The 18739-nt window shown below is 65.0% G+C and carries 18 protein-coding genes; 13 read left to right on the forward strand and 5 right to left on the reverse strand.

The window, feature by feature from the left end:
- Position 1 precedes the first annotated feature (1 nt).
- A complete protein-coding gene (trpB, locus tag B2W22_RS00785; RefSeq protein WP_175122971.1) occupies positions 2-1201 on the reverse strand; it encodes a tryptophan synthase subunit beta in 1200 nt (399 codons plus the stop codon).
- 120 nt (positions 1202-1321) lie between these two features.
- Positions 1322-2473, reverse strand: coding sequence for an acetylornithine deacetylase (argE, locus tag B2W22_RS00790; RefSeq protein WP_175122972.1), 1152 nt, complete (start codon positions 2471-2473; stop codon positions 1322-1324).
- A gap of 190 nt (positions 2474-2663) precedes the next feature.
- Between argE and B2W22_RS00795 the strand changes: the two genes are divergently transcribed.
- Positions 2664-3977 (forward strand): MFS transporter, encoded by a 1314-nt coding sequence (locus B2W22_RS00795; RefSeq protein WP_175122973.1) that lies wholly within the window; start codon positions 2664-2666, stop codon positions 3975-3977.
- 96 nt (positions 3978-4073) lie between these two features.
- On the opposite strand, the gene B2W22_RS00800 is transcribed toward B2W22_RS00795, so the two are convergent.
- Positions 4074-6353 (reverse strand): RelA/SpoT family protein, encoded by a 2280-nt coding sequence (locus B2W22_RS00800; protein ID WP_286935918.1) that lies wholly within the window; start codon positions 6351-6353, stop codon positions 4074-4076.
- A 108-nt stretch (positions 6354-6461) separates the two neighbouring features.
- Here B2W22_RS00800 and B2W22_RS00805 point away from each other — a divergent pair, with 108 nt between their 5' ends.
- Both B2W22_RS00805 and B2W22_RS00810 read left to right on the forward strand, forming a co-directional pair.
- The gene (locus B2W22_RS00805) at positions 6462-7295 is read left to right on the forward strand and encodes a zinc-dependent peptidase (RefSeq protein ID WP_175122975.1); all 834 of its coding nucleotides are present in this window, start codon (positions 6462-6464) and stop codon (positions 7293-7295) included.
- Complete coding sequence (locus B2W22_RS00810; protein ID WP_175122976.1) at positions 7292-7801, forward strand: NAD(P)H-dependent oxidoreductase; 510 nt, start codon at positions 7292-7294, stop codon at positions 7799-7801. The genes B2W22_RS00805 and B2W22_RS00810 overlap by 4 nt, the downstream gene beginning before the upstream one ends.
- 106 nt (positions 7802-7907) lie before the next feature.
- Here the strand turns inward: B2W22_RS00810 and B2W22_RS00815 are convergent, their stop codons facing one another.
- Both B2W22_RS00815 and pncB read right to left on the reverse strand, forming a co-directional pair.
- Entirely contained in the window at positions 7908-8258 is a 351-nt protein-coding gene (locus B2W22_RS00815; RefSeq protein WP_056321843.1) for a RidA family protein, read from the reverse strand.
- 72 nt (positions 8259-8330) lie between these two features.
- Positions 8331-9506 carry a nicotinate phosphoribosyltransferase gene (pncB, locus tag B2W22_RS00820; protein WP_175122977.1) on the reverse strand — a complete coding sequence of 392 codons (1176 nt, stop codon included), beginning with the start codon at positions 9504-9506 and terminating at the stop codon, positions 8331-8333.
- 157 nt (positions 9507-9663) lie between these two features.
- Between pncB and fdxA the strand changes: the two genes are divergently transcribed.
- The 10 genes from fdxA (at position 9664) to B2W22_RS00870 (ending at position 18704) form a co-directional block, all read left to right on the forward strand.
- On the forward strand, positions 9664-9987 hold the full coding sequence (fdxA, locus tag B2W22_RS00825) for a ferredoxin FdxA (protein WP_006218015.1): 324 nt from the start codon (positions 9664-9666) through the stop codon (positions 9985-9987).
- Positions 9988-10030: 43 nt separating this feature from the next.
- The gene (locus tag B2W22_RS00830; protein WP_286935919.1) at positions 10031-10831 is read left to right on the forward strand and encodes a ferredoxin--NADP reductase; all 801 of its coding nucleotides are present in this window, start codon (positions 10031-10033) and stop codon (positions 10829-10831) included.
- Between the two features lie 212 nt (positions 10832-11043).
- Complete coding sequence (locus B2W22_RS00835; protein WP_175122979.1) at positions 11044-12270, forward strand: polyhydroxyalkanoate depolymerase; 1227 nt, start codon at positions 11044-11046, stop codon at positions 12268-12270.
- Positions 12271-12348: 78 nt separating this feature from the next.
- Positions 12349-12993 carry an electron transport complex subunit RsxB gene (rsxB, locus tag B2W22_RS00840; RefSeq protein ID WP_175122980.1) on the forward strand — a complete coding sequence of 215 codons (645 nt, stop codon included), beginning with the start codon at positions 12349-12351 and terminating at the stop codon, positions 12991-12993.
- Complete coding sequence (gene nth / locus B2W22_RS00845; protein WP_175122981.1) at positions 12990-13625, forward strand: endonuclease III; 636 nt, start codon at positions 12990-12992, stop codon at positions 13623-13625. Before rsxB ends, nth begins: the two co-directional genes overlap by 4 nt.
- Before the next feature lie 352 nt (positions 13626-13977).
- A complete protein-coding gene (locus tag B2W22_RS00850; protein ID WP_175122982.1) occupies positions 13978-14751 on the forward strand; it encodes an ABC transporter ATP-binding protein in 774 nt (257 codons plus the stop codon).
- Positions 14748-15458 (forward strand): ABC transporter ATP-binding protein, encoded by a 711-nt coding sequence (locus B2W22_RS00855; RefSeq protein ID WP_062840538.1) that lies wholly within the window; start codon positions 14748-14750, stop codon positions 15456-15458. Before B2W22_RS00850 ends, B2W22_RS00855 begins: the two co-directional genes overlap by 4 nt.
- Positions 15459-15522: 64 nt before the next feature.
- Entirely contained in the window at positions 15523-16737 is a 1215-nt protein-coding gene (locus B2W22_RS00860) for an ABC transporter substrate-binding protein (RefSeq protein WP_056568137.1), read from the forward strand.
- 99 nt (positions 16738-16836) lie between these two features.
- On the forward strand, positions 16837-17724 hold the full coding sequence (locus tag B2W22_RS00865; protein WP_175122983.1) for a branched-chain amino acid ABC transporter permease: 888 nt from the start codon (positions 16837-16839) through the stop codon (positions 17722-17724).
- Positions 17721-18704 (forward strand): branched-chain amino acid ABC transporter permease, encoded by a 984-nt coding sequence (locus tag B2W22_RS00870; RefSeq protein WP_175122984.1) that lies wholly within the window; start codon positions 17721-17723, stop codon positions 18702-18704. Before B2W22_RS00865 ends, B2W22_RS00870 begins: the two co-directional genes overlap by 4 nt.
- The last annotated feature ends 35 nt before the right edge of the window (positions 18705-18739 follow it).

Consider the following 18739-nt stretch of genomic DNA (forward strand, 5'->3'; position numbering starts at 1 on the left):
TTCAGAGCTCGATGCCGGCGCGTTCGGCGACGGTGTGCATGTCCTTGTCGCCGCGGCCAGACAGATTGACCAGGATGACGGCGTCGCGCGGCAGCGTGGCGGCCATCTTGACGGCCTGGGCGATGGCGTGCGACGACTCCAGCGCGGGCATGATGCCTTCGATGCGGCAGCAGTCGTGGAAGGCCTTCAGGGCTTCGTCGTCGGTGATGCCGACGTACTCGGCACGGGCCGAATCCTTGAGCCAGGCGTGTTCCGGACCGACGCCGGGGTAGTCCAGGCCGGCCGAGACCGAATGCGTTTCTTGAACCTGGCCGTCGGCGTTCTGCATGACGTAGGTGCGGTTGCCGTGCAGCACGCCCACCTGGCCCGCGGCCAGCGATGCGGCGTGCTTGCCGCTGTCCATGCCCTCGCCCGCCGCCTCGACGCCGATCAGGCGCACGTTTTCGTAGGGGATGTAGGGATGGAAGATGCCCATGGCATTGGAGCCGCCGCCCACCGCCGCCACGACGTAGTCGGGCTGGCGGCCGATGGCCTCGGGCATCTGCGTCAGGCATTCGTTGCCGATGACGGTCTGGAAGTCGCGCACCATGCGGGGATAGGGGTCGGGACCCGCCACCGTGCCGATGATGTAGAACGTGTTTTCGATGTTGGTGACCCAGTCGCGCATGGCTTCGTTCAGCGCGTCCTTCAGGGTGCGCGAACCGGAGTTCACGGGCACCACCGTGGCGCCCAGAAGCTTCATGCGGTAGACGTTGGAGGCCTGGCGGCGCACGTCTTCGCTGCCCATGTACACCACGCATTCCATGCCGTAGCGGGCCGCGACCGTGGCGGTGGCCACGCCGTGCTGGCCGGCGCCGGTTTCGGCGATGACACGCGGCTTGCCCATGCGCTTGGCCAGGAGAGCCTGGCCGATGCAGTTGTTGACCTTGTGCGCGCCGGTGTGGTTCAGGTCTTCGCGCTTGAACCAGATCTGGGCGCCGCCCACGAGTTCGGACCAGCGCCGGGCATGGTAGACCGGGCTGGGCCGGCCCACGAAATGCTTGAGCTCGTAGTTGAACTCTTCGAGGAAGGCGGGATCGACCCGGTAACGGTCATAGGACGCGCGCAGGTCGTCAAGCGCGTGCATCAGCGTTTCCGCCACGAAAACACCGCCATAAGGCCCGAAATGGCCCTTGGCATCCGGAAAGTCGTAAGGTTTCACCACAGCATCTCCCCCGGGATCGCGGCAGGCCAATGCCAGCCGCAAATCCGGTTTGCAACCCGGCATTTTACCTGACGCGGACGGCACCGGCGTGCCGCCCGCTCCCGGGCGCCCCGCGCGTCAGAGGGACTGGCCCATGCGGCGCAGGAAGGTTTCGCACGCGGCCATCTGGTCCAGGGCCACGTATTCGTTGGGCTTGTGGGCCTGTTCGATATGGCCGGGGCCGCAGACCACCGTGGGGATGCCGATGCCCTGGAACAGGCCGGCTTCGGTGCCGTAGGCGACCTTGCGCGTGGCGCGGTCTTCGGTCAGGGCGCGCACCAGCTGGGTGATGGCGGCTTCTTCCGAGGCCTCCAGCGCGGGCGCGGCGGCGCCGGTCTCGATCTCGATGGTGGCGCCGTCGAATTCGGCCTTCATCTTCGGCAGCAGCTCTTCGCGCACGTATTTTTCGACTTCCGCCTGGATGTCGTCCGGACGCATGCCCGGCAGATTGCGGAATTCGTAGGTGAATTCGCACAGCTCGGGGATGGTGTTGACCGCGATGCCGCCCCGGATCTGGTTGGTGGTCATCGTGGAGAACGGCACGTCGTAGAACTGGTCGTAGGGGCCGTTGGCCTTGAAGCTGTCAGCCAGGTCGCGGATGCGGCAGATCAGGCGGGCGGCGTATTCGATGGCGTTGCAGCCGCGCGGCGTGAGCGACGAGTGGGCCGCCTTGCCGTGCACCTTGCAGCGAAAGAGGTTGATCCCCTTGTGGGCCACCACGACCTGCATGCCGGTGGGCTCACCCACCACGCAGCCCTCGGGACGGATGCCGCGCTCGTGCAGGTCTGCCAGCATGTACGGCGCGCCGGCGCAGCCGACTTCCTCGTCGTAGGAGAACGCCAGGTGGATCGGCTTCTTGCGCGGCATGGCCAGAAATTCGGGCACCAGGGCCAGCGACCCGGCGATGAAGCCCTTCATGTCGCAGGCGCCACGGCCATAGAGCAGGCCGTCTTTTTCGACGAGCTTGAACGGGTCCGTGCTCCAGTCCTGACCATCCACGGGCACCACGTCGGTGTGGCCCGACAGGACGATGCCGCCCTGCTGGTTGCCGTCTTGCGCCGGCAGCGTGGCAAAGAGGTTGGCCTTGGTGCGCTCGGGGTTGTGCGCCAGCCATGCCTCGACGCCCTGGCCCTTGAGCCAGTCACGGACGGTTTCGATCAGGGCAAGATTGGAATTGCGGCTGGTGGTGTCAAAGCCAACCAGCGTTTCCAGCCAGGTGCGCGCGTTCATGTCACTACTCTCGTGGGGAAAAGACGCAGTGTAAAGCCAGGCGGCGGCCGCGTCCCGGACGAGCGCCGTCTGGATGGCCGGTTTCCGAGGGGCATGCTTCCGATCGGCCGCTTTTCGGACGACGCGCAAGACGGCCGGGGCGGCACCGCCTAGAATGTCGCCCGGAAATTAAAGCCCCCAAGGAGATCCCGTGCAGCACAAAGCAGTCCCCACACGCAACATCGTGGCAGCGGTAATAGGCAACGCGCTCGAATGGTATGACTTCCTGGTGTTCGCGTTCATGACGCCGATCATCGCCAAATTGTTCTTTCCCACCGACCCCAGCGTCCCCGGCAGCGAACTGAACGCCATCCTGATGACCACCGCCATCTTCGGCGTGGGCTTCTTCATGCGCCCGGTGGGCGGCATCATCCTGGGCCTGTACGGCGACCGCAAGGGCCGCAAGGCCGCCATGGTGCTGGTGACCTCGCTGATGGCCGTGTCCATCGCGCTGATCACGGTGGCCCCGACCTACCACGCGGCGGGCATCCTGGCCCCGATCTTCATCCTGATCGCGCGCCTCCTGCAAGGCTTCTCGGCCGGCGGCGAATTCGGCACGTCGACGGCGCTGCTAATCGAAATGGCCCCCAACGGCAAGCGCGGCTTCTATGGCTCGTGGCAGATGGCGGGCCAGATGCTGGCCCTGTTGATCGGCGCGGCTTGCGGCACGCTCATCACCGAGTTCTTCACCGAGCAGCAGATTGCCGACTGGGCATGGCGCCTGCCCTTCGCCTTCGGCCTGGTGATTGTGCCGATCGCCATCTATATCCGCCGCAACGTCGACGAAACCGACGCCTTCAAGCAGATGAAGGAAGCCGACCGCCAGGCCGCCGAACGCGGTGAAGTCAAGCGCCTGTCGCTGGGCCAGATGCTGCGCACCCACACCCGCGAGACGCTGATCGGCGTGGGCCTGGTGGTGACGGCTACGGTGTCGATCTACATCACGTTCACGTACCTGGTCACCTATTCGACCAAGGTGCTGATGCTGCCGCTGAACCAGACCTTCCTGGTGCAGATGGCTGGCGCGGCCCTGATGGTGGTGCTGACCCCGTTCATGGGCGCCTGGTCCGACCGCATCGGCCGCCGTCCGCTCGTGATCGGCTCGCTGATCGGCTACCTGATCGTGCTGTACCCGCTGTACTTCTGGCTGTCGGACGCGCCGTCGATCGGCCGCCTGCTGACCGTGCAGGTCGTGGTCTGCATTTTCGTGTCGGCGTTCTTCGGCGTGTTCAGCACGGTGATGGCCGAGCTGTTCCCGGCGCGCGTGCGTTCAGTTGGCCTGTCGCTGGCCTATAACGTGGCCGTGATGATCTTCGGCGGCTTCGCACAGTTCATCGTGACCTGGCTGATCAAGACCACCGGCTCGCCCATGGCGCCGGCCTACTACGTGATGTTTGGCGTGGCGCTGGGTCTGGTCGCCGCGTTCTACATGCGCGACCGCGCGCATGAAGAACTGGAACACTGAGGCCTGAACCGCCGCGTGCTGCCGCCTGGCCTTCACGCCAGCGGCGGGCACGGCGGGAAATGATCCGGCAGCGGTTCTCGCTGCCGGAAACTGCGCCTAGCGGCGCATCGCCGACGACACGCCTGGCACTTCGGCCAGCGCATCCAGCGCGCGGGACAGCGATTCGCCGCCGCGCACCTCCACCGTGAACACCATATGGGCAAGCGACTGCTTGCTCTGCGTGTTCACGCCCACGACGTTCAGACGCAGGCGCGCAAACACTTCGGACAGGTCGCGCAACAGGCCCGAGCGGTCATGCGCGCGCACGCTGATGTCCACCGGATAGAAGGTGTCGGCCGTTTCGCCCCACGCCACTTCGATGACGCGCTCGGGCTCGCGCGCAGCCAGCGCCAGATAGCTGTGGCAGTCGCGGCGATGGATGGACACGCCGCGCCCCCGCGTCACGAAGCCGGAGATCGCATCCGGCGGCGCCGGGCGGCAGCATCGGGCCAACTGCGTCAGCAGCGACCCCACCCCCACCACCAGCACGCCGCTCTTGCCGCTTTTCTCGGCGCTGCCGGCGCTGGCGTGCCGCAAGGCCGCCGGCGTGGGTTCGACTGCGGGCGCCGGCTGCTGGAATACCGCGTCGATCTGGCGCAGGCTGAATTCTTCCTTGGCGGCGGCGACGTAAAGGTCGTCGGCCCGCGCAAAACCCAGGTTCTGGGCCAGCTGTTCCAGATTGATGGCCGTCTTGCCCAGGCGCTGCAATTCCTTTTCGACAAGCGCCTGCCCCTGCGTGATGCGCTGCTGCAGTTCAATCGCGTTGAACCACATCCGCACCTTGGCGCGGGCGCGCGCGCTGGCCAGAAAGCCAAGCTGGGGATTGAGCCAGTCGCGCGACGGGCCGCCGGACTTGGCGGAGATGATCTCCACGGTCTGGCCGGTGGACAGGTGCGTCTGCAGCGGCACCATCTGCCCATCGACGCGCGCGCCGCGGCAGCGGTGGCCCAGGTCGGTATGCAGGTGATAGGCGAAGTCCACCGGCGTGGCGCCGGCGGGCAGTTCGATCACGCGCGCCTGGGGCGTCAGCACGTAGATGCGTTCGTCGGTATGCGCCGGCGCCGTCACCGCGCCGCGGCTTTTGCCCGCGGCGGCCCGGCCCGTGGCGGGCTTGGCGGGCTCGGGCGGCGTGTTTTCGCCACCCTCGACATCCGTGTTCCAGGCCAGCAGCTGGCGCATCCAGGCAAGCTGCCGGTCGTATTCGCTGGAAGCCGCGACCTGCCCGCCCTTGGCGCCCGCTTCCTTGTAGCGCCAATGCGCGGCCATCCCGTATTCGGCGAACTGGTGCATCTCGCGCGTGCGGATCTGCACTTCGAAGGGACGGCCGTCGTCGTCGGCCACCACCGTATGCAGCGACCGGTAGCCGTTGGGCTTGGGCCGCGAGATGTAGTCGTCGAACTCGTCGGACAGCGGCGTCCACATCTCGTGCACCATGCCCAGCGCCGTGTAGCAGGCGCGCACGTCGTCGACGATGACGCGCAGCGCCCGCAGGTCGTACATCTGGGAAAAATCCAGACGCTTGACGCGCATCTTGTTCCAGATGCTGTAGATGTGCTTGGGCCGGCCGCTGACCTCGGCGTCGATGCCGGTCTTGGCCAGCGCCTGCTGCAGGCGCGTGATGGCGCCCGCGATGAAGGCCTCGCGCTCGACCCGCTTTTCTTCGAGCAGGCGGGCAATGTGCTTGTATTTTTCGGGTTCGAGGAAGCGGAAGGACAGGTCTTCCATTTCCCACTTGATCTGCCAGATGCCCAACCGGTTGGCGAGCGGCGCGTACAGGTCCAGCGTTTCGCGGGCGAAGCTGGGCGAGCACGGCGCCTTGCTCTCGGCGTGCCAGCGCAGCGTGCGCAGCCGTGACGCCAGGCGCATCAGCACGATGCGCAGGTCGGCGGCCATGGCCAGCAGCATCTTGCGCTGCATTTCCTTCTGCGAACCGCTTTCGGCCGACGCATCGCTGGCCTGCCGGGCCACCACGCCCAGGCGCAGCAACGCGTAGGCGCCCTGCACCAGCCGCGCGATTTCCGCGCCGAAGGCGACGGCGATAGGGTCGTTGCGCAACGAGGGCGCGGGCGCCATCAGATCGGTGGGCAGCGCGGCCAGGAGGGCGGCGGCGCGCGTGGCGGCATCGGTGTGCAAGGCCGCCAGGATACGGACGACGCCGGCGGCATGCCCGGCCAGCGGCTCACCCGTCAGGGCGTTCTGGCCGTGGAAGCGAGGCTCGGCCCAGCAGGCGACCCGGTCCAGTAATGCCAGGCCCTCGGCATCCAGGCCCGCTCCGGCCTCCTGCCGCCAGGAAGCGTCAAATGGCGAAGGCGCATCGGGAACGGGCGGGGCGGACATGACGGGGCGTAGCGCAGGTATCGGGTTGAATATTTCGACACTCTACACTAGGGTTCAGTCACCCTGAACACACTGCCGCATCCCGGCATATGGAAGGAACCAAAGCTTATGTTGCGCTGGCTGAAGGGCCGCGGCGCCCGCCCGTCCGAGGTCGCCGAGATGCAGGCCCGCATCCCGCCCGAACTCTGGCGGCAGGTGCTGGACACCTACCCATTCCTGGCGGCGCTGACCGAAAGCGAAGCCGCCCAATTGCAGGCGCGCGCCGCCTGGCTGCTTGCCAGCAAGACGATCAATGGCGCGCAGGGGCTGGAGGTCTCGGACTTCATGCGGCTGTCCATCGCCGCGCAGGCCTGCCTGCCCATCCTGAATCTCACGCCCGAACTGTACGAGGGCTGGGACGAGATCATCGTTTATCCCGCGAGCTTTCGCATCCCCCGGACGCGCGAGGACGAGGACGGGGTGGTCCACGAGTACATCGAGGACGCCGCGGGCGAAGCCTGGGAAGGCGGACCGCTGGTCCTGTCGTGGGAAGACACGCAGCTGTCCGAGGGCGGCTTCAACGTGGTGATCCACGAGTTCGCCCACAAGCTGGACCTGCGCTCGGGCTTTGCGGACGGCATGCCGTCGTTGTCGGCGCATCCCGACATCAAGCCGCGCGCGTGGCGACAGGTGCTGGACGACAGCCTTGACCGCTTCATCGCGGCGGTCGACGCCGTGGAAGCGGCGATTCCGCATGACGTGGACCCGGAGAGCGAGGAAGCGGACGCCTGGTACGGCCAATTGCCGATGGATCCCTACGCCGCCACGGACGAGGGCGAGTTCTTCGCGGTCAGTTCGGAACACTTTTTCGTGGATCCCCTTCCCATGCAGCAAGCGCTGCCCGAGTGGTATGCCATGCTGCGGGCCTATTACCGGCAGGATCCGCTGGAGCGATACACGTGAAGCAGTTGCTGATCGTCTGGCATTCGCGCACCGGCGCGGCCCAGCAGATGGCGCAGGCCGCGGCGCGCGGTGCGGCGTCGGCGGCCGCTGCCCTGGAGCAGCCTGACGATCTGCGCATCGAACTGCGGCGCGCGCAGGATGCCGATGCCGATGCCTTGCTGGCCAGCCAGGGGTTTGTCTTCTGCGCCCCCGAAAATCTTGCCAGCCTGAGCGGCGAGATGAAGGAGTTCTTCGACCGCAATTACTACGCGGTGCTGGACCGCATCCAGGGACTGCCCTATGCCGCCCTGATCAGCGCGGGCAGCGACGGCTCGGGCGCGGCCCGGCAGGTCGAACGCATCTGCACCGGCTGGCGGCTGACGGCGGTGGCGCCGGCCGTCATCGTGAACATGGGCGCGCAGACGGCGGCGCAGATCCTGGCGGCCAAGACGGTGCCGACCGCGGATCTGGTGCGCTGCGAGGAACTGGGCGGCCTGCTGGCGGGGATGATGCTGATGGGCGCGTGAGGCGGCGTTCTGCACCACCGGTGTCTGACATCAGAGCAAAAAAAGCCCTCGGCTCACGCCAGAGGGCTTTTTCACAAGACCAGCCGCAGCCGGCCCTGACCGTTCATCAAAGCGCGGCCGTCACCACGATCTCGACCTTGTAGTCGGGGTTGGCAAGGCGGGCTTCAACGGTGGCGCGGGGGGGCGAGTTGCCGTCGGCGACCCATGCGTCCCAGGCCTTGTTCATGCCGTCGAATTCCTTCATGTTGGCCACGTAGATCTGGGCCATCAGGATCTTGGTCTTGTCGGTGCCGGCTTCGGCCAGCAGGCGGTCGATCGTGGCGAGCACTTGCTCGGTCTGACCGGTGATGTCCAGCGTGGCATCGTCCGGCACCTGGCCTGCCAGGTAGGCCACGCCGTTGTACACGGCCATGTCCGACAGGCGCTTGGTCACGTGAAAGCGCTTGATGCTGCTCATGAGAATTCCCCTAGAGTCGAGTGGTTTGGATGGAACTGGGCAAAGATGCCCGCGTGCGGCGCGTAGGCGTCGTCAGGCGGGCGGCAATTGGAAAACCTGGCGCAGATAGGCCAGGTAGGCGGGATCGTCGCACATCGTCTTCTCGGGCGCATCCGACACCTTGGCCACCGGCTGGCCGTTGCAGCGGACCATCTTCATGACGATCTGCAGCGGTTCGTGGCCGAGGTCGTTGGTGAGGTTGGTGCCAATGCCGAAGGACACCTTGCAGCGCCCCGAGAACTGGCGCGCCAGCTCGATGGCGCGCGGGAAGGTCAGCGAATCCGAGAACACCAGGGTCTTGGCGCGCGGATCCACGCGGTTCTTGCGGTAGTGCTCGAGCAGACGCTCGCCCCAGATGAAGGGATCGCCGGAATCATGGCGCGCGCCGTCAAAGAGCTTGCAGAAATACATGTCGAAGTCGCGCAGGAACGCATCCATGCCGTAGACGTCGGACAACGCGATGCCGAGGTCGCCGCGGTATTCCTTGGCCCACACTTCCAGCGCGAACACCTGCGAATCGCGCAGGCGCGGACCGAGCGCCTGGCAAGCCTGCAGGTATTCGTGGCCCATGGTGCCCAGCGGCAGCACGTCGTGCTCTTTGGCGAGCAGCACGTTGCTGGAACCCGCGAAATGCGGCCCCATCTCGGCTTTCAGGGTGGTGACGATCTCTTCGTGCCAGGCCTTGGAGAAGCGGCGACGCGTGCCGTATTCGGCCACGCGGAAGTCGGCCAGCGCGGGATCGTCCAGCACGAGGTGCATCTTGGACTGCAGGCGCTTGCGGCCTTCTTCCCAGTCCGGATGCTTGCGCGTGTTGCGGAAATAGACCTCGTTGACGATGGCCAGCACAGGGATCTCGAACAGGATCGTGTGCAGCCACGGGCCCTTGACCTCGATGCTGATTTCACCGGGTCCCTCGCCTTCGCTGATGTGGATGCAGCGCTCGGGCATGTGGAACAGACGAAGGAAATCAACGAAGTCGCTTTTGATAAAGCGCAAGTTGCCCAGATATTTAAGTTCGTCGTCCGTGAAGCGCAATTGGCAAAGCTGATGCACTTCCTGGCGGATTTCGTCCATATAGGGGCGCAAATCCACGCCCTTTGTACGGCATTTGTACCGGTACTCGACCTGGGCAGCGGGGAAATGATGCAGCACCACTTGCATCATGCTGAATTTATACAGGTCGGTGTCGAGCAGCGAAGTAATAATCATGATTGCGCGTTTCGTTTCGCGACACCATAGCATGAAGAACAGGGCCTTCGGCACGAAGTGCCACGCTGTCAATACGGGTATTGCCGACACATCCGCGCGGCATTGGGTAAAATTCGCCCATTAAGACACATCTGCCGCCGAGCCCCGGAGTTCCTGAATGACCCACGTAGTCACCGAAAACTGTATCAAGTGCAAGTACACCGATTGCGTCGACGTGTGCCCGGTGGACTGTTTTCGTGAGGGTCCGAACTTCCTCGTGATCGACCCGGACGAATGCATCGACTGTGCGGTCTGCATCCCCGAATGCCCCGCCAACGCGATCTACGCCGAAGAAGACGTGCCGCAGGACCAACTCAATTTCATCGCGCTGAATGCCGAACTCTCTCCGGAATTCGCCAGCATCAGCCGTGCCAAGAAGCCCCTGCCCGACGCCGACGACTGGAACGGCAAGCAGGACAAGCTGCAATACCTGGAAAAGTAATCCACGGGCGCCGGCCAGGCCGGCGCTTTCGTGCGATGTCCCGATGACCGACGACTCCAAATACACGCGCCAGACCATCACCAGCGTCCACACCTGGGTGCCGGACAAACTGTTCTCCGTGCGCGTGACGCGGGACGAAGCCTTCACGTTCCTGCCGGGCCAGTTCGCCCGGGTCGGCCTGCCCGGCGCTGAAGACCCCGATGGTCCGCCCACGATCTGGCGCGCCTACTCCATGGTGTCGGCCCCACATGAGCCGGGCCTGGAGTTCTATTCCATCGTCGTCCCCGAAGGCCTGTTCAGCCCGCGCATGGCGCGTCTGAAGCCCGGCGACGCGCTCTACGTCGAAAAGGCCCCCTACGGCTTCCTGACGCTGGAGCGCTTTGCGCCCGGCGGCGACCTGTGGCTGCTTGCCTCGGGCACCGGCCTGTCGGCCTACCTGTCCATCCTGCGCGACCCCGCCGTCTGGCGCGCCTTCAACCGCATCATCGTGGTGCACGGCGTGCGCACCGCCGCCGAACTCGCCTACCGCGACGAAATCGACGGCTGGCGCCGCGATCCGGCCCTGGCCGACGTCTTTGCCGCCGACCCCGGCAAGCTCGTCTACCTGCCTATCGCCACGCGCGAACCCGTGCCCGGCATGCCGCAAGCGCGCATCACCACGCTGATCGCCGACGGCCGCCTGGAGCAGCTGGCCGGCCAGCCGCTGGATCCCGAGACCGCCAAGGTCATGCTGTGCGGCAACCCCGCGATGCTGGCGGAGGCACGCAAATTGCTGGGTGATCGTGGGTTCAAGCCCGGGCGCCGCGGCATTCCGGGCAACCTGGCAGTTGAAAATTACTGGTGATCCGCCACCGCGTGGCGTAGTCCGTAAATCCACCATTTGGTATCACCGCAAGGCATTAACGCGGCCCTAAACTGGTGCGTAACACATGACGGGTCGCTTTTTAGCAACAAAACAGGGCAGTTTGCCGGACATTCTTCAGGCTGATTGGAAATATCGTTACGCCCCGGAGCAATAATCGGGGCACACGCTCGACCCAGAAGGACTTCCCCGAAATGCTGTACCAATTGCACGAAATGCAGCGCGCTTTCCTGACTCCGTTCGCTGCATTCACGGACGCCGGTTCTCAGCTGTTCTCCAGCCCCTACAGCCCGCTCGCCTATACCCCGATCTCCCGCCAGATGGCTGCCGGGTACGAGCTGATGACCCGTATCGGCAAGGAATACCAGAAGCCCGCCTGGAATCTGCCCACCACCCAGATTGGCGGCAAGTCCGCCCGCGTGATCGAAGCCGTTGCCCTGGACAAGCCCTTCTGCCGCCTGGTGCACTTCCAGCGCGACGTACGCCTGGCCGGCAAGAACGATCCGAAGGTCCTGCTGGTCGCCCCGCTCTCCGGGCACCACGCCACCCTGCTGCGCGACACCGTGCGCGCCCTGCTGCCCCACCACGACGTCTATGTGACCGACTGGGTCGACGCGCGCATGGTGCCGCTGGCAGCTGGTCCGTTCCATCTGAACGACTACGTGCGCTACGTGCAGGACTTCATCCGCCATCTGGGCCCGGACGTGCACGTCATTTCCGTCTGTCAGCCCACGGTGCCGGTGCTGGCCGCCGTGTCCCTGATGGCGTCCGCCAACGATCCCTGCCAGCCGCGCAGCATGGTGATGATGGGTGGCCCCATCGACCCGCGCCAGTCGCCCACGCAGGTCAATCGCCTGGCCACCACCAAACCCTATTCGTGGTTCGAGAACCAGGTGATCCACCCCGTGCCGCCCCGCTATCCGGGCGCCGGCCGCCGCGTGTATCCGGGGTTCCTGCAGCACGCGGGATTCATGGCCATGAATCCGGACCGCCACATGAAGTCGCATTACGACTTCTACCTGGACCTGCTGCGTGGCGACGACAGCGACGCCGAAGCGCACCGCCGCTTCTACGACGAATACAACGCCGTGCTGGACATGCCGGCCGAGTTCTACCTGGACACGATCCGCATGGTGTTCCAGGACTTCGACCTGCCCAACGGCACCTGGGAAGTCGACGGCAAGCTGGTGCGCCCGGCCGACATCAAGAGCGTCGCGCTGTTCACCATCGAAGGCGAACTGGACGACATTTCCGGCCAGGGCCAGACGCGCGCCGCGATCAAGCTGTGCAAGAACATCCCGGCCGACCGCAAGTCGCACTACACCGCGCCGAACTGCGGCCACTACGGCATTTTCTCGGGCCGCCGGTGGCGCGAAATGATCTGTCCTAAAATTGCCGAGTTCATCCGGCAATCGGCTTGACGACGGCCCCGCGCCGGCCGCCGGCAACCTGATCCGTACCCCGGGGCCCGAGCGGCCCCTTTTCATTACTGGCATTACATGTCCTGTCGCTCATTAGCCGACCGCGTTGACGCCTTGCTGCCTCAGACGCAATGCACCAAATGCGGTTACGACGGCTGCCGGCCGTATGCCGACGCCATCGCCGAGGGCGCCGCGCCGATCAACCGCTGCCCGCCCGGCGGCGACGACGGCGTCGCCGCACTGGCCGCGCTGCTCGGCACGCCTCTCCTGCCGCTGGATCCGTCACGCGGCGAACCCGGCCCGCTGCTGGTCGCGCGCATCGACGAATCGCATTGCATCGGCTGTACGCTGTGCATCCAGGCCTGTCCGGTCGACGCCATCGTCGGCGCGAACAAGCACATGCACACCGTGCTGGACGACTGGTGCACGGGCTGTGACCTGTGCGTGGCGCCCTGTCCGGTGGACTGCATCGAGATGGTGCCGGCCGGGCGCGCATGGACCAGCGAAGACGCCGCAATCAGCCGCCAGCGCCATCGCAACCACCTGGCGCGCGCCGAGCGCCTGGCGGCCGACAACGCGCGCCTGATGGCGCCCGACATCCCGGAAGCGCCCTCCCCCGCCGCGCCCGCTTCCGAGGACGCGCAAAAAGAAGACCGCAAGCGCTCCGCCATCGAATCCGCACTGGCCCGCGCCCGGGCCCGCCGCAATCCCACGCAGTCATGAACGCCGCCAAACGCCGAGAGATCTTTGCCCGCCTGCATGCGGCCAACCCCAGCCCCACCACCGAACTGGAATACGACACGCCGTTCCAGTTGCTGATTGCCGTGCTGCTGTCGGCGCAGGCCACGGACAAGTCGGTCAACATCGCCACGCGCAAGTTCTTTCCGCAATACGGCACCCCTGAGGCACTCGCGGCGCTGGGCGAGGAAGGACTGGCCGACTACATCAAGACCATTGGCCTTTTCCGCACGAAGGCAAAGAACGCGATCGCCACCTGCAAGATCCTGATCGAGCAGCATGGCGGCCAGGTGCCGCAGACGCGAGAGGCGCTTGAAGCCCTGCCCGGCGTGGGCCGCAAGACCGCCAACGTGGTGCTCAACACCGCGTTCGGGCAAGCGGCGATGGCAGTGGACACGCACATATTCCGTGTCTCGAATCGCACCGGTATTGCACCCGGAAAAAACGTGCTGGAAGTCGAGCTGAAACTGATGAAGTTCGTGCCGCAGGAATATCTGCTGGACGCGCATCACTGGCTGATTCTGCACGGCCGCTACGTCTGTGTGGCGCGCAAACCGAAATGCCCCCAATGCGGCATTTCCGATCTCTGCGAATTCAAGCAGAAAACCCCTGCATAAAGCATCCGGCGCGCGCACGCGGCCGCGAATCATGCGAGTGGAAAACCGGGTTTTCCCTCGCCTATTCCCGCATGACATCTTGATGACGATCAACGCGTAATTGCTGCAATGCATTTGCATATCGGGCTCCCTTTCTCCCCCTATGCAGACAGCATTGTCGGCATGCCGACAATTGCCCTTTCCGCAGTGCAAAACCTATGACAAACCCTCATGGAATTTTGATTGCGACGTCCGCATACTCGCCGGCAACTCATAAGAAAACTACGCACGAAAACAGTTTTCGAACCCTGCGGGGGCCTGACGCAATGACGCCAGGCAGAGACCATATAAATACAACGCTGGTGCAGCGAACATGGATGACACAATCCTGGAGACAAAAGGCCTCACCAAGGAGTTCCGCGGCTTCGTCGCGGTCAACGGGGTCGATTTGCGTATCAAGCGGGGCGAGATTCATGCCTTGATCGGGCCTAACGGCGCGGGCAAGACCACATGCTTCAACCTGCTGACCAAATTCCTGGCGCCCACGTCGGGCAGCATCAAGTTCAATGGCATCGACATCACCGGCGAGCGCCCCGCGCAGATTGCACGGCGCGGCATCATCCGATCGTTCCAGATCTCGGCGGTGTTCCCGCACCTGACCGTGCTCGAGAACGTGCGGATCGGCCTGCAGCGCAAGACCGGCCTGTCCTATCACTTCTGGCAAAGCGACAAGCGCCTGGCCGCCCTGAACGAGCCCGCGCGTGCGCTGCTTGAACAGGTGGACCTGGGCGGCTTTGCCGACGAAACCACGGTCAACCTGCCGTACGGCCGCAAGCGCGCGCTCGAGATCGCCACCACGCTGGCGATGGAGCCCGAGCTGATGCTGCTGGACGAACCCACCCAGGGCATGGGCCACGAAGACGTGGACCGCGTCACGCAACTGATCAAGCGCGTGAGCGCCGGGCGCACCATCCTCATGGTGGAACACAACATGAATGTCGTGTCCTCCATCGCCAACACCATCACCGTGCTGGCGCGCGGCTCGGTGCTGGCCGAAGGTTCCTACGCCGAAGTCTCCCGCCATCCGGCCGTGATGCAGGCTTACATGGGCACGACCGACGGCGAACTTCAAGGAGCGCACGCATGAGCACCCCCGCACTCGAAATTTCGGGCCTCAACGCCTGGTACGGGGAATCGCATATCCTGCACGGCGTGGACATGCGCGTGGGACAGGGCGAAGTCGTCACGCTGCTGGGCCGCAACGGCGCCGGCCGCACCACGACGCTGCGCGCCATCCTGGGCCTGACCGGCTCGCGCAAGGGTTCGGTGCGCATCCATGGCACCGAAGCCATCGACCTGCCTACCTACAAGATCGCCCACCTGGGCGTCGGCTATTGCCCCGAGGAACGCGGCATCTTCGCCAGCCTGTCCTGCGAAGAGAACCTGCTGCTTCCGCCCGTCGTCGGCTCGCTGGGCGGCGGCATGTCGCTTGCCGAAATCTACGACATGTTCCCCAACCTGCAGGAGCGCCGCAATTCCCCCGGCACGCGCCTGTCGGGCGGCGAACAGCAGATGCTTGCCGTCGCGCGCATCCTGCGCACCGGCGCCAACCTGCTGCTGCTGGACGAAATCTCCGAAGGCCTCGCGCCCGTCATCGTGCAGGCGCTGGCCCGCATGATCACCGCGCTCAAGCAGCGGGGCTACACCATCGTCATGGTAGAACAGAATTTCCGCTTCGCCGCGCCGCTGGCCGACCGCTTCTACGTCATGGAGCACGGCCAGATCGTCGAGCACTTCGAAGCCGCCGAACTTTCAGAAAAACAGGACACGCTCAACGAACTGCTGGGCGTCTAAAGCAACCTGTGTCATCCGCCGGAACCCCGGCAAACACCACACTGTAGGGAAGAGGAGTCATCCCATGAAGCTGCACACCATCACTGCTGCACTGGCCATGGCGGGCCTGGGATTCGCGGGGGCAACCGCCCACGCTCAAGGTATCTCCGACGATGTCATCCGCATCGGCTTCATCACCGACATGTCGGGCGTGTACTCCGACATCGACGGCAAGGCAGGCCTGGAAGCCGTGCGCATGGCTGTCGAGGACTTCGGCGGCACGGTCAACGGCAAGAAGATCGAAATCGTCTCCGCGGACCACCAGAACAAGGCCGACGTCGCCTCGGCACGCGCCCGCGAATGGTTCGACCAGCAGAAGGTCGACGTCATCATCGCCGGCACCAACTCGGCCACCAGCCTGGCCATGGCAGCGGTTGCCGCTGAAAAGAAGAAGCCCTTCATCGCGGTGGGCGCCGGCTCGTCCGACCTGACCAACGCGCAATGTTCGCCCTACACCGTGCATTACGCCTACGACACCGTGGCGCTGGCGCGCGGCACGGGTTCGGCAGTGGTGAAGGACGGCGGCAAGAGCTGGTTCTTCCTGACTGCCGACTACGCCTTCGGCCACGCGCTCGAGCGCGACACGATGGCGGTCGTCAAGGCCGCGGGCGGCGAAGTGAAGGGCCAGGTGCGCGCACCGCTGGGCGCCTCGGACTTCTCGTCCTTCCTGCTGCAGGCGCAATCGTCCAAGGCGCAGATCCTGGGCATGGCCAACGCCGGCGGCGACACCATCAACACGGTCAAGGCCGCCAACGAATTCGGCGTCACGCAGACCATGAAGCTGGCCGGCCTGCTGGTGTTCATCAACGACGTGCACTCGCTCGGCCTGGATGCCACCAAGGGCATGTACCTGACCGACGGCTGGTACTGGGATCAATCCGACGCCTCGCGCGCCTGGTCCAAGAAGTTCGAGTCCAAGGTCGGCCGCAAGCCGTCCATGCTGCAGGCGGGCGATTACTCGTCGGCGATGTTCTACCTGAACGCCGTCAAGGCCACCGGCTCGGATAACGGCGACGACGTGATGAAGTGGATGAAGTCGAACAAGGTGAACGACTTCTTTGCCCAAGGCGGCGTCGTGCGCGAAGACGGCCGCATGGTCCACGACATGTACCTGATGCAAGTGAAGACCCCGGCCGAATCCAAGGGCCCGTGGGACTACTACAAGGTGGTGGCGACGCTGCCTGGCGACGAGGTCTACACCAAGTTGTCCGAGTCCACCTGCAAGCTGGTCAAGAAATAAACCGGCCACTGTGATCCCGGATGCGGTCCGGGCCGATGGCCCGGCCGCATTCCTCCTGACTAGCTCGCTTCCTTCCGTACCGCGCAGGACTTTCACAAGATGACTGACATTTTCGGCATCCCCATACAGGCCTTGTTCGGCCAGCTGTTACTGGGCCTGGTCAACGGTTCCTTCTATGCAATGCTGTCGCTCGGACTTGCCGTCATCTTCGGGCTGCTGAACGTCATCAACTTCGCCCACGGCGCTCTCTACATGCTGGGCGCCTTCGTCGCATGGATGGGGCTTTCGTACTTTGGCCTGAACTACTGGATCATGCTGATCCTGGCGCCGCTGATCGTGGGGCTGTTCGGCATCATCATTGAAAAACTGCTGCTCAAGCATCTCTACAAGCTCGACCACCTGTACGGGCTGCTGCTGACCTTCGGGCTGACGCTGCTGATCGAGGGGCTGTTCCGCAGCTTCTACGGCGTGTCGGGCCAGCCCTATCCCACGCCCGAGGCCCTGCGCGGCGCCACCAACCTGGGCTTCATGATCCTGCCCAACTATCGCGGCTGGGTCGTGGCGGCGTCCATCATCGTCTGCTTCGCCACGTGGTACGTCATTGAACGCACCCGCCTGGGCGCCCTGCTGCGCGCCGGCACCGAGAACCCGCGCCTCGTGGAATCCTTCGGCGTGAACGTGCCGCGCATGATCACGCTGACCTACGGCTTCGGCGTGGCGCTGGCGGGCTTTGCCGGCGTGCTGGCCGCGCCGGTGCTGCAGATTTCGCCGCTGATGGGCTCGAACCTCATCATCGTCGTATTCGCGGTGGTCGTGATCGGGGGCATGGGGTCCATTTTTGGCGCCATCGTCACCGGGCTGGGCCTGGGCGTAATCGAGGGCCTGACCAAGGTGTTCTGGCCCGAAGCGTCCAGCACGGTCGTCTTCATCATCATGGCCATTGTTCTGTTGATCCGCCCGGCCGGGCTGTTCGGAAAAGAAAAATGAATCGTCAATTCCTGGGCTATGCGGTCCTGGCCATCGTGGTGGCCTTGCTTCCCTTCGCCGGCGTGTATCCGATCTTCGCCATGAAGGTCATGTGCTACGCCCTCTTCGCGTGCGCCTTCAACCTGCTTCTGGGCTTCACGGGGCTGCTGTCCTTCGGCCATGCCGCGTTTCTGGGCAGCGCGGCCTACGCGGCCGGACACAGCATGAAGGTCTGGGGCCTGCCCACCGAACTGGGGCTGCTGTTCGGCGTGGCCGTGGCGGCGCTGCTGGGGCTGGCCATGGGCGCGCTTGCCATCCGTCGCAGCGGCATCTACTTCTCGATGATTACGCTGGCGCTGTCGCAGATGGTGTTCTTCTTCTTCCTGCAGGCCAAGTTCACGGGCGGCGAAGACGGCCTGCAGAGCGTGCCGCGCGGCACCTTGCTGGGACTGGTCGACCTGTCCAAGGACATCAACCTGTACTACCTGGTGATGGCCATCTTCATCATTGGCTACTTCATCATCTGGCGCACGGTGAACTCGCCCTTCGGCCAGGTGCTGCAGGCGCTGCGCGAGAACGAGCCGCGCGCGATCTCGCTGGGTTACGACGTGGACCGCTTCAAGCTGGTGGCCTTCGTGCTGTCGGCCGCGCTGGCCGGCCTGGCGGGCGCCACCAAGACGCTGGTGTTCGTGTCGGCCACGCTGTCGGACGCCACCTGGCAGATGTCCGGGCTGGTGATCCTGATGACGCTGATCGGCGGCCTGGGCACCCTGACCGGCCCCGTGCTGGGCGCGTTCATCGTGGTGCTGCTGGAAAACAAGGTGGGCGACTTCGGCCAGATGATGGCCAACCTGACCGGCGTCGAATGGTTCCTGCGTCTGGGCGAATCGGTCACGATCGTCAGCGGCCTGATCTTCGTGATCTGCGTGCTGGCCTTCCGGCGCGGCATCGTGGGCGAGCTGGGCGCCCTCTTCAACCGCCGCCGCACCGCCCGCGCGTGAGCTGACGCTTCGGTGGATTGACCCTCGGGGCCGCG

The organism is Achromobacter sp. UBA4530, from assembly GCF_002388205.1.
GTDB classification, from domain to species: domain Bacteria; phylum Pseudomonadota; class Gammaproteobacteria; order Burkholderiales; family Burkholderiaceae_B; genus Achromobacter; species Achromobacter animicus.

Coding starts and splice junctions, on each gene's coding strand:
- argE (WP_175122972.1), bottom strand. CDS start 2,473: ATGAACGCGCGCACCTGGCTGGAAACGCTGGTTGGCTTTGACACCACC.
- B2W22_RS00800 (WP_286935918.1), bottom strand. CDS start 6,353: ATGTCCGCCCCGCCCGTTCCCGATGCGCCTTCGCCATTTGACGCTTCC.
- B2W22_RS00805 (WP_175122975.1), top strand. CDS start 6,462: ATGTTGCGCTGGCTGAAGGGCCGCGGCGCCCGCCCGTCCGAGGTCGCC.
- B2W22_RS00815 (WP_056321843.1), bottom strand. CDS start 8,258: ATGAGCAGCATCAAGCGCTTTCACGTGACCAAGCGCCTGTCGGACATG.
- pncB (WP_175122977.1), bottom strand. CDS start 9,506: ATGATTATTACTTCGCTGCTCGACACCGACCTGTATAAATTCAGCATG.
- fdxA (WP_006218015.1), top strand. CDS start 9,664: ATGACCCACGTAGTCACCGAAAACTGTATCAAGTGCAAGTACACCGAT.
- B2W22_RS00830 (WP_286935919.1), top strand. CDS start 10,031: ATGACCGACGACTCCAAATACACGCGCCAGACCATCACCAGCGTCCAC.
- B2W22_RS00835 (WP_175122979.1), top strand. CDS start 11,044: ATGCTGTACCAATTGCACGAAATGCAGCGCGCTTTCCTGACTCCGTTC.
- rsxB (WP_175122980.1), top strand. CDS start 12,349: ATGTCCTGTCGCTCATTAGCCGACCGCGTTGACGCCTTGCTGCCTCAG.
- nth (WP_175122981.1), top strand. CDS start 12,990: ATGAACGCCGCCAAACGCCGAGAGATCTTTGCCCGCCTGCATGCGGCC.
- B2W22_RS00850 (WP_175122982.1), top strand. CDS start 13,978: ATGGATGACACAATCCTGGAGACAAAAGGCCTCACCAAGGAGTTCCGC.
- B2W22_RS00855 (WP_062840538.1), top strand. CDS start 14,748: ATGAGCACCCCCGCACTCGAAATTTCGGGCCTCAACGCCTGGTACGGG.
- B2W22_RS00860 (WP_056568137.1), top strand. CDS start 15,523: ATGAAGCTGCACACCATCACTGCTGCACTGGCCATGGCGGGCCTGGGA.
- B2W22_RS00865 (WP_175122983.1), top strand. CDS start 16,837: ATGACTGACATTTTCGGCATCCCCATACAGGCCTTGTTCGGCCAGCTG.
- B2W22_RS00870 (WP_175122984.1), top strand. CDS start 17,721: ATGAATCGTCAATTCCTGGGCTATGCGGTCCTGGCCATCGTGGTGGCC.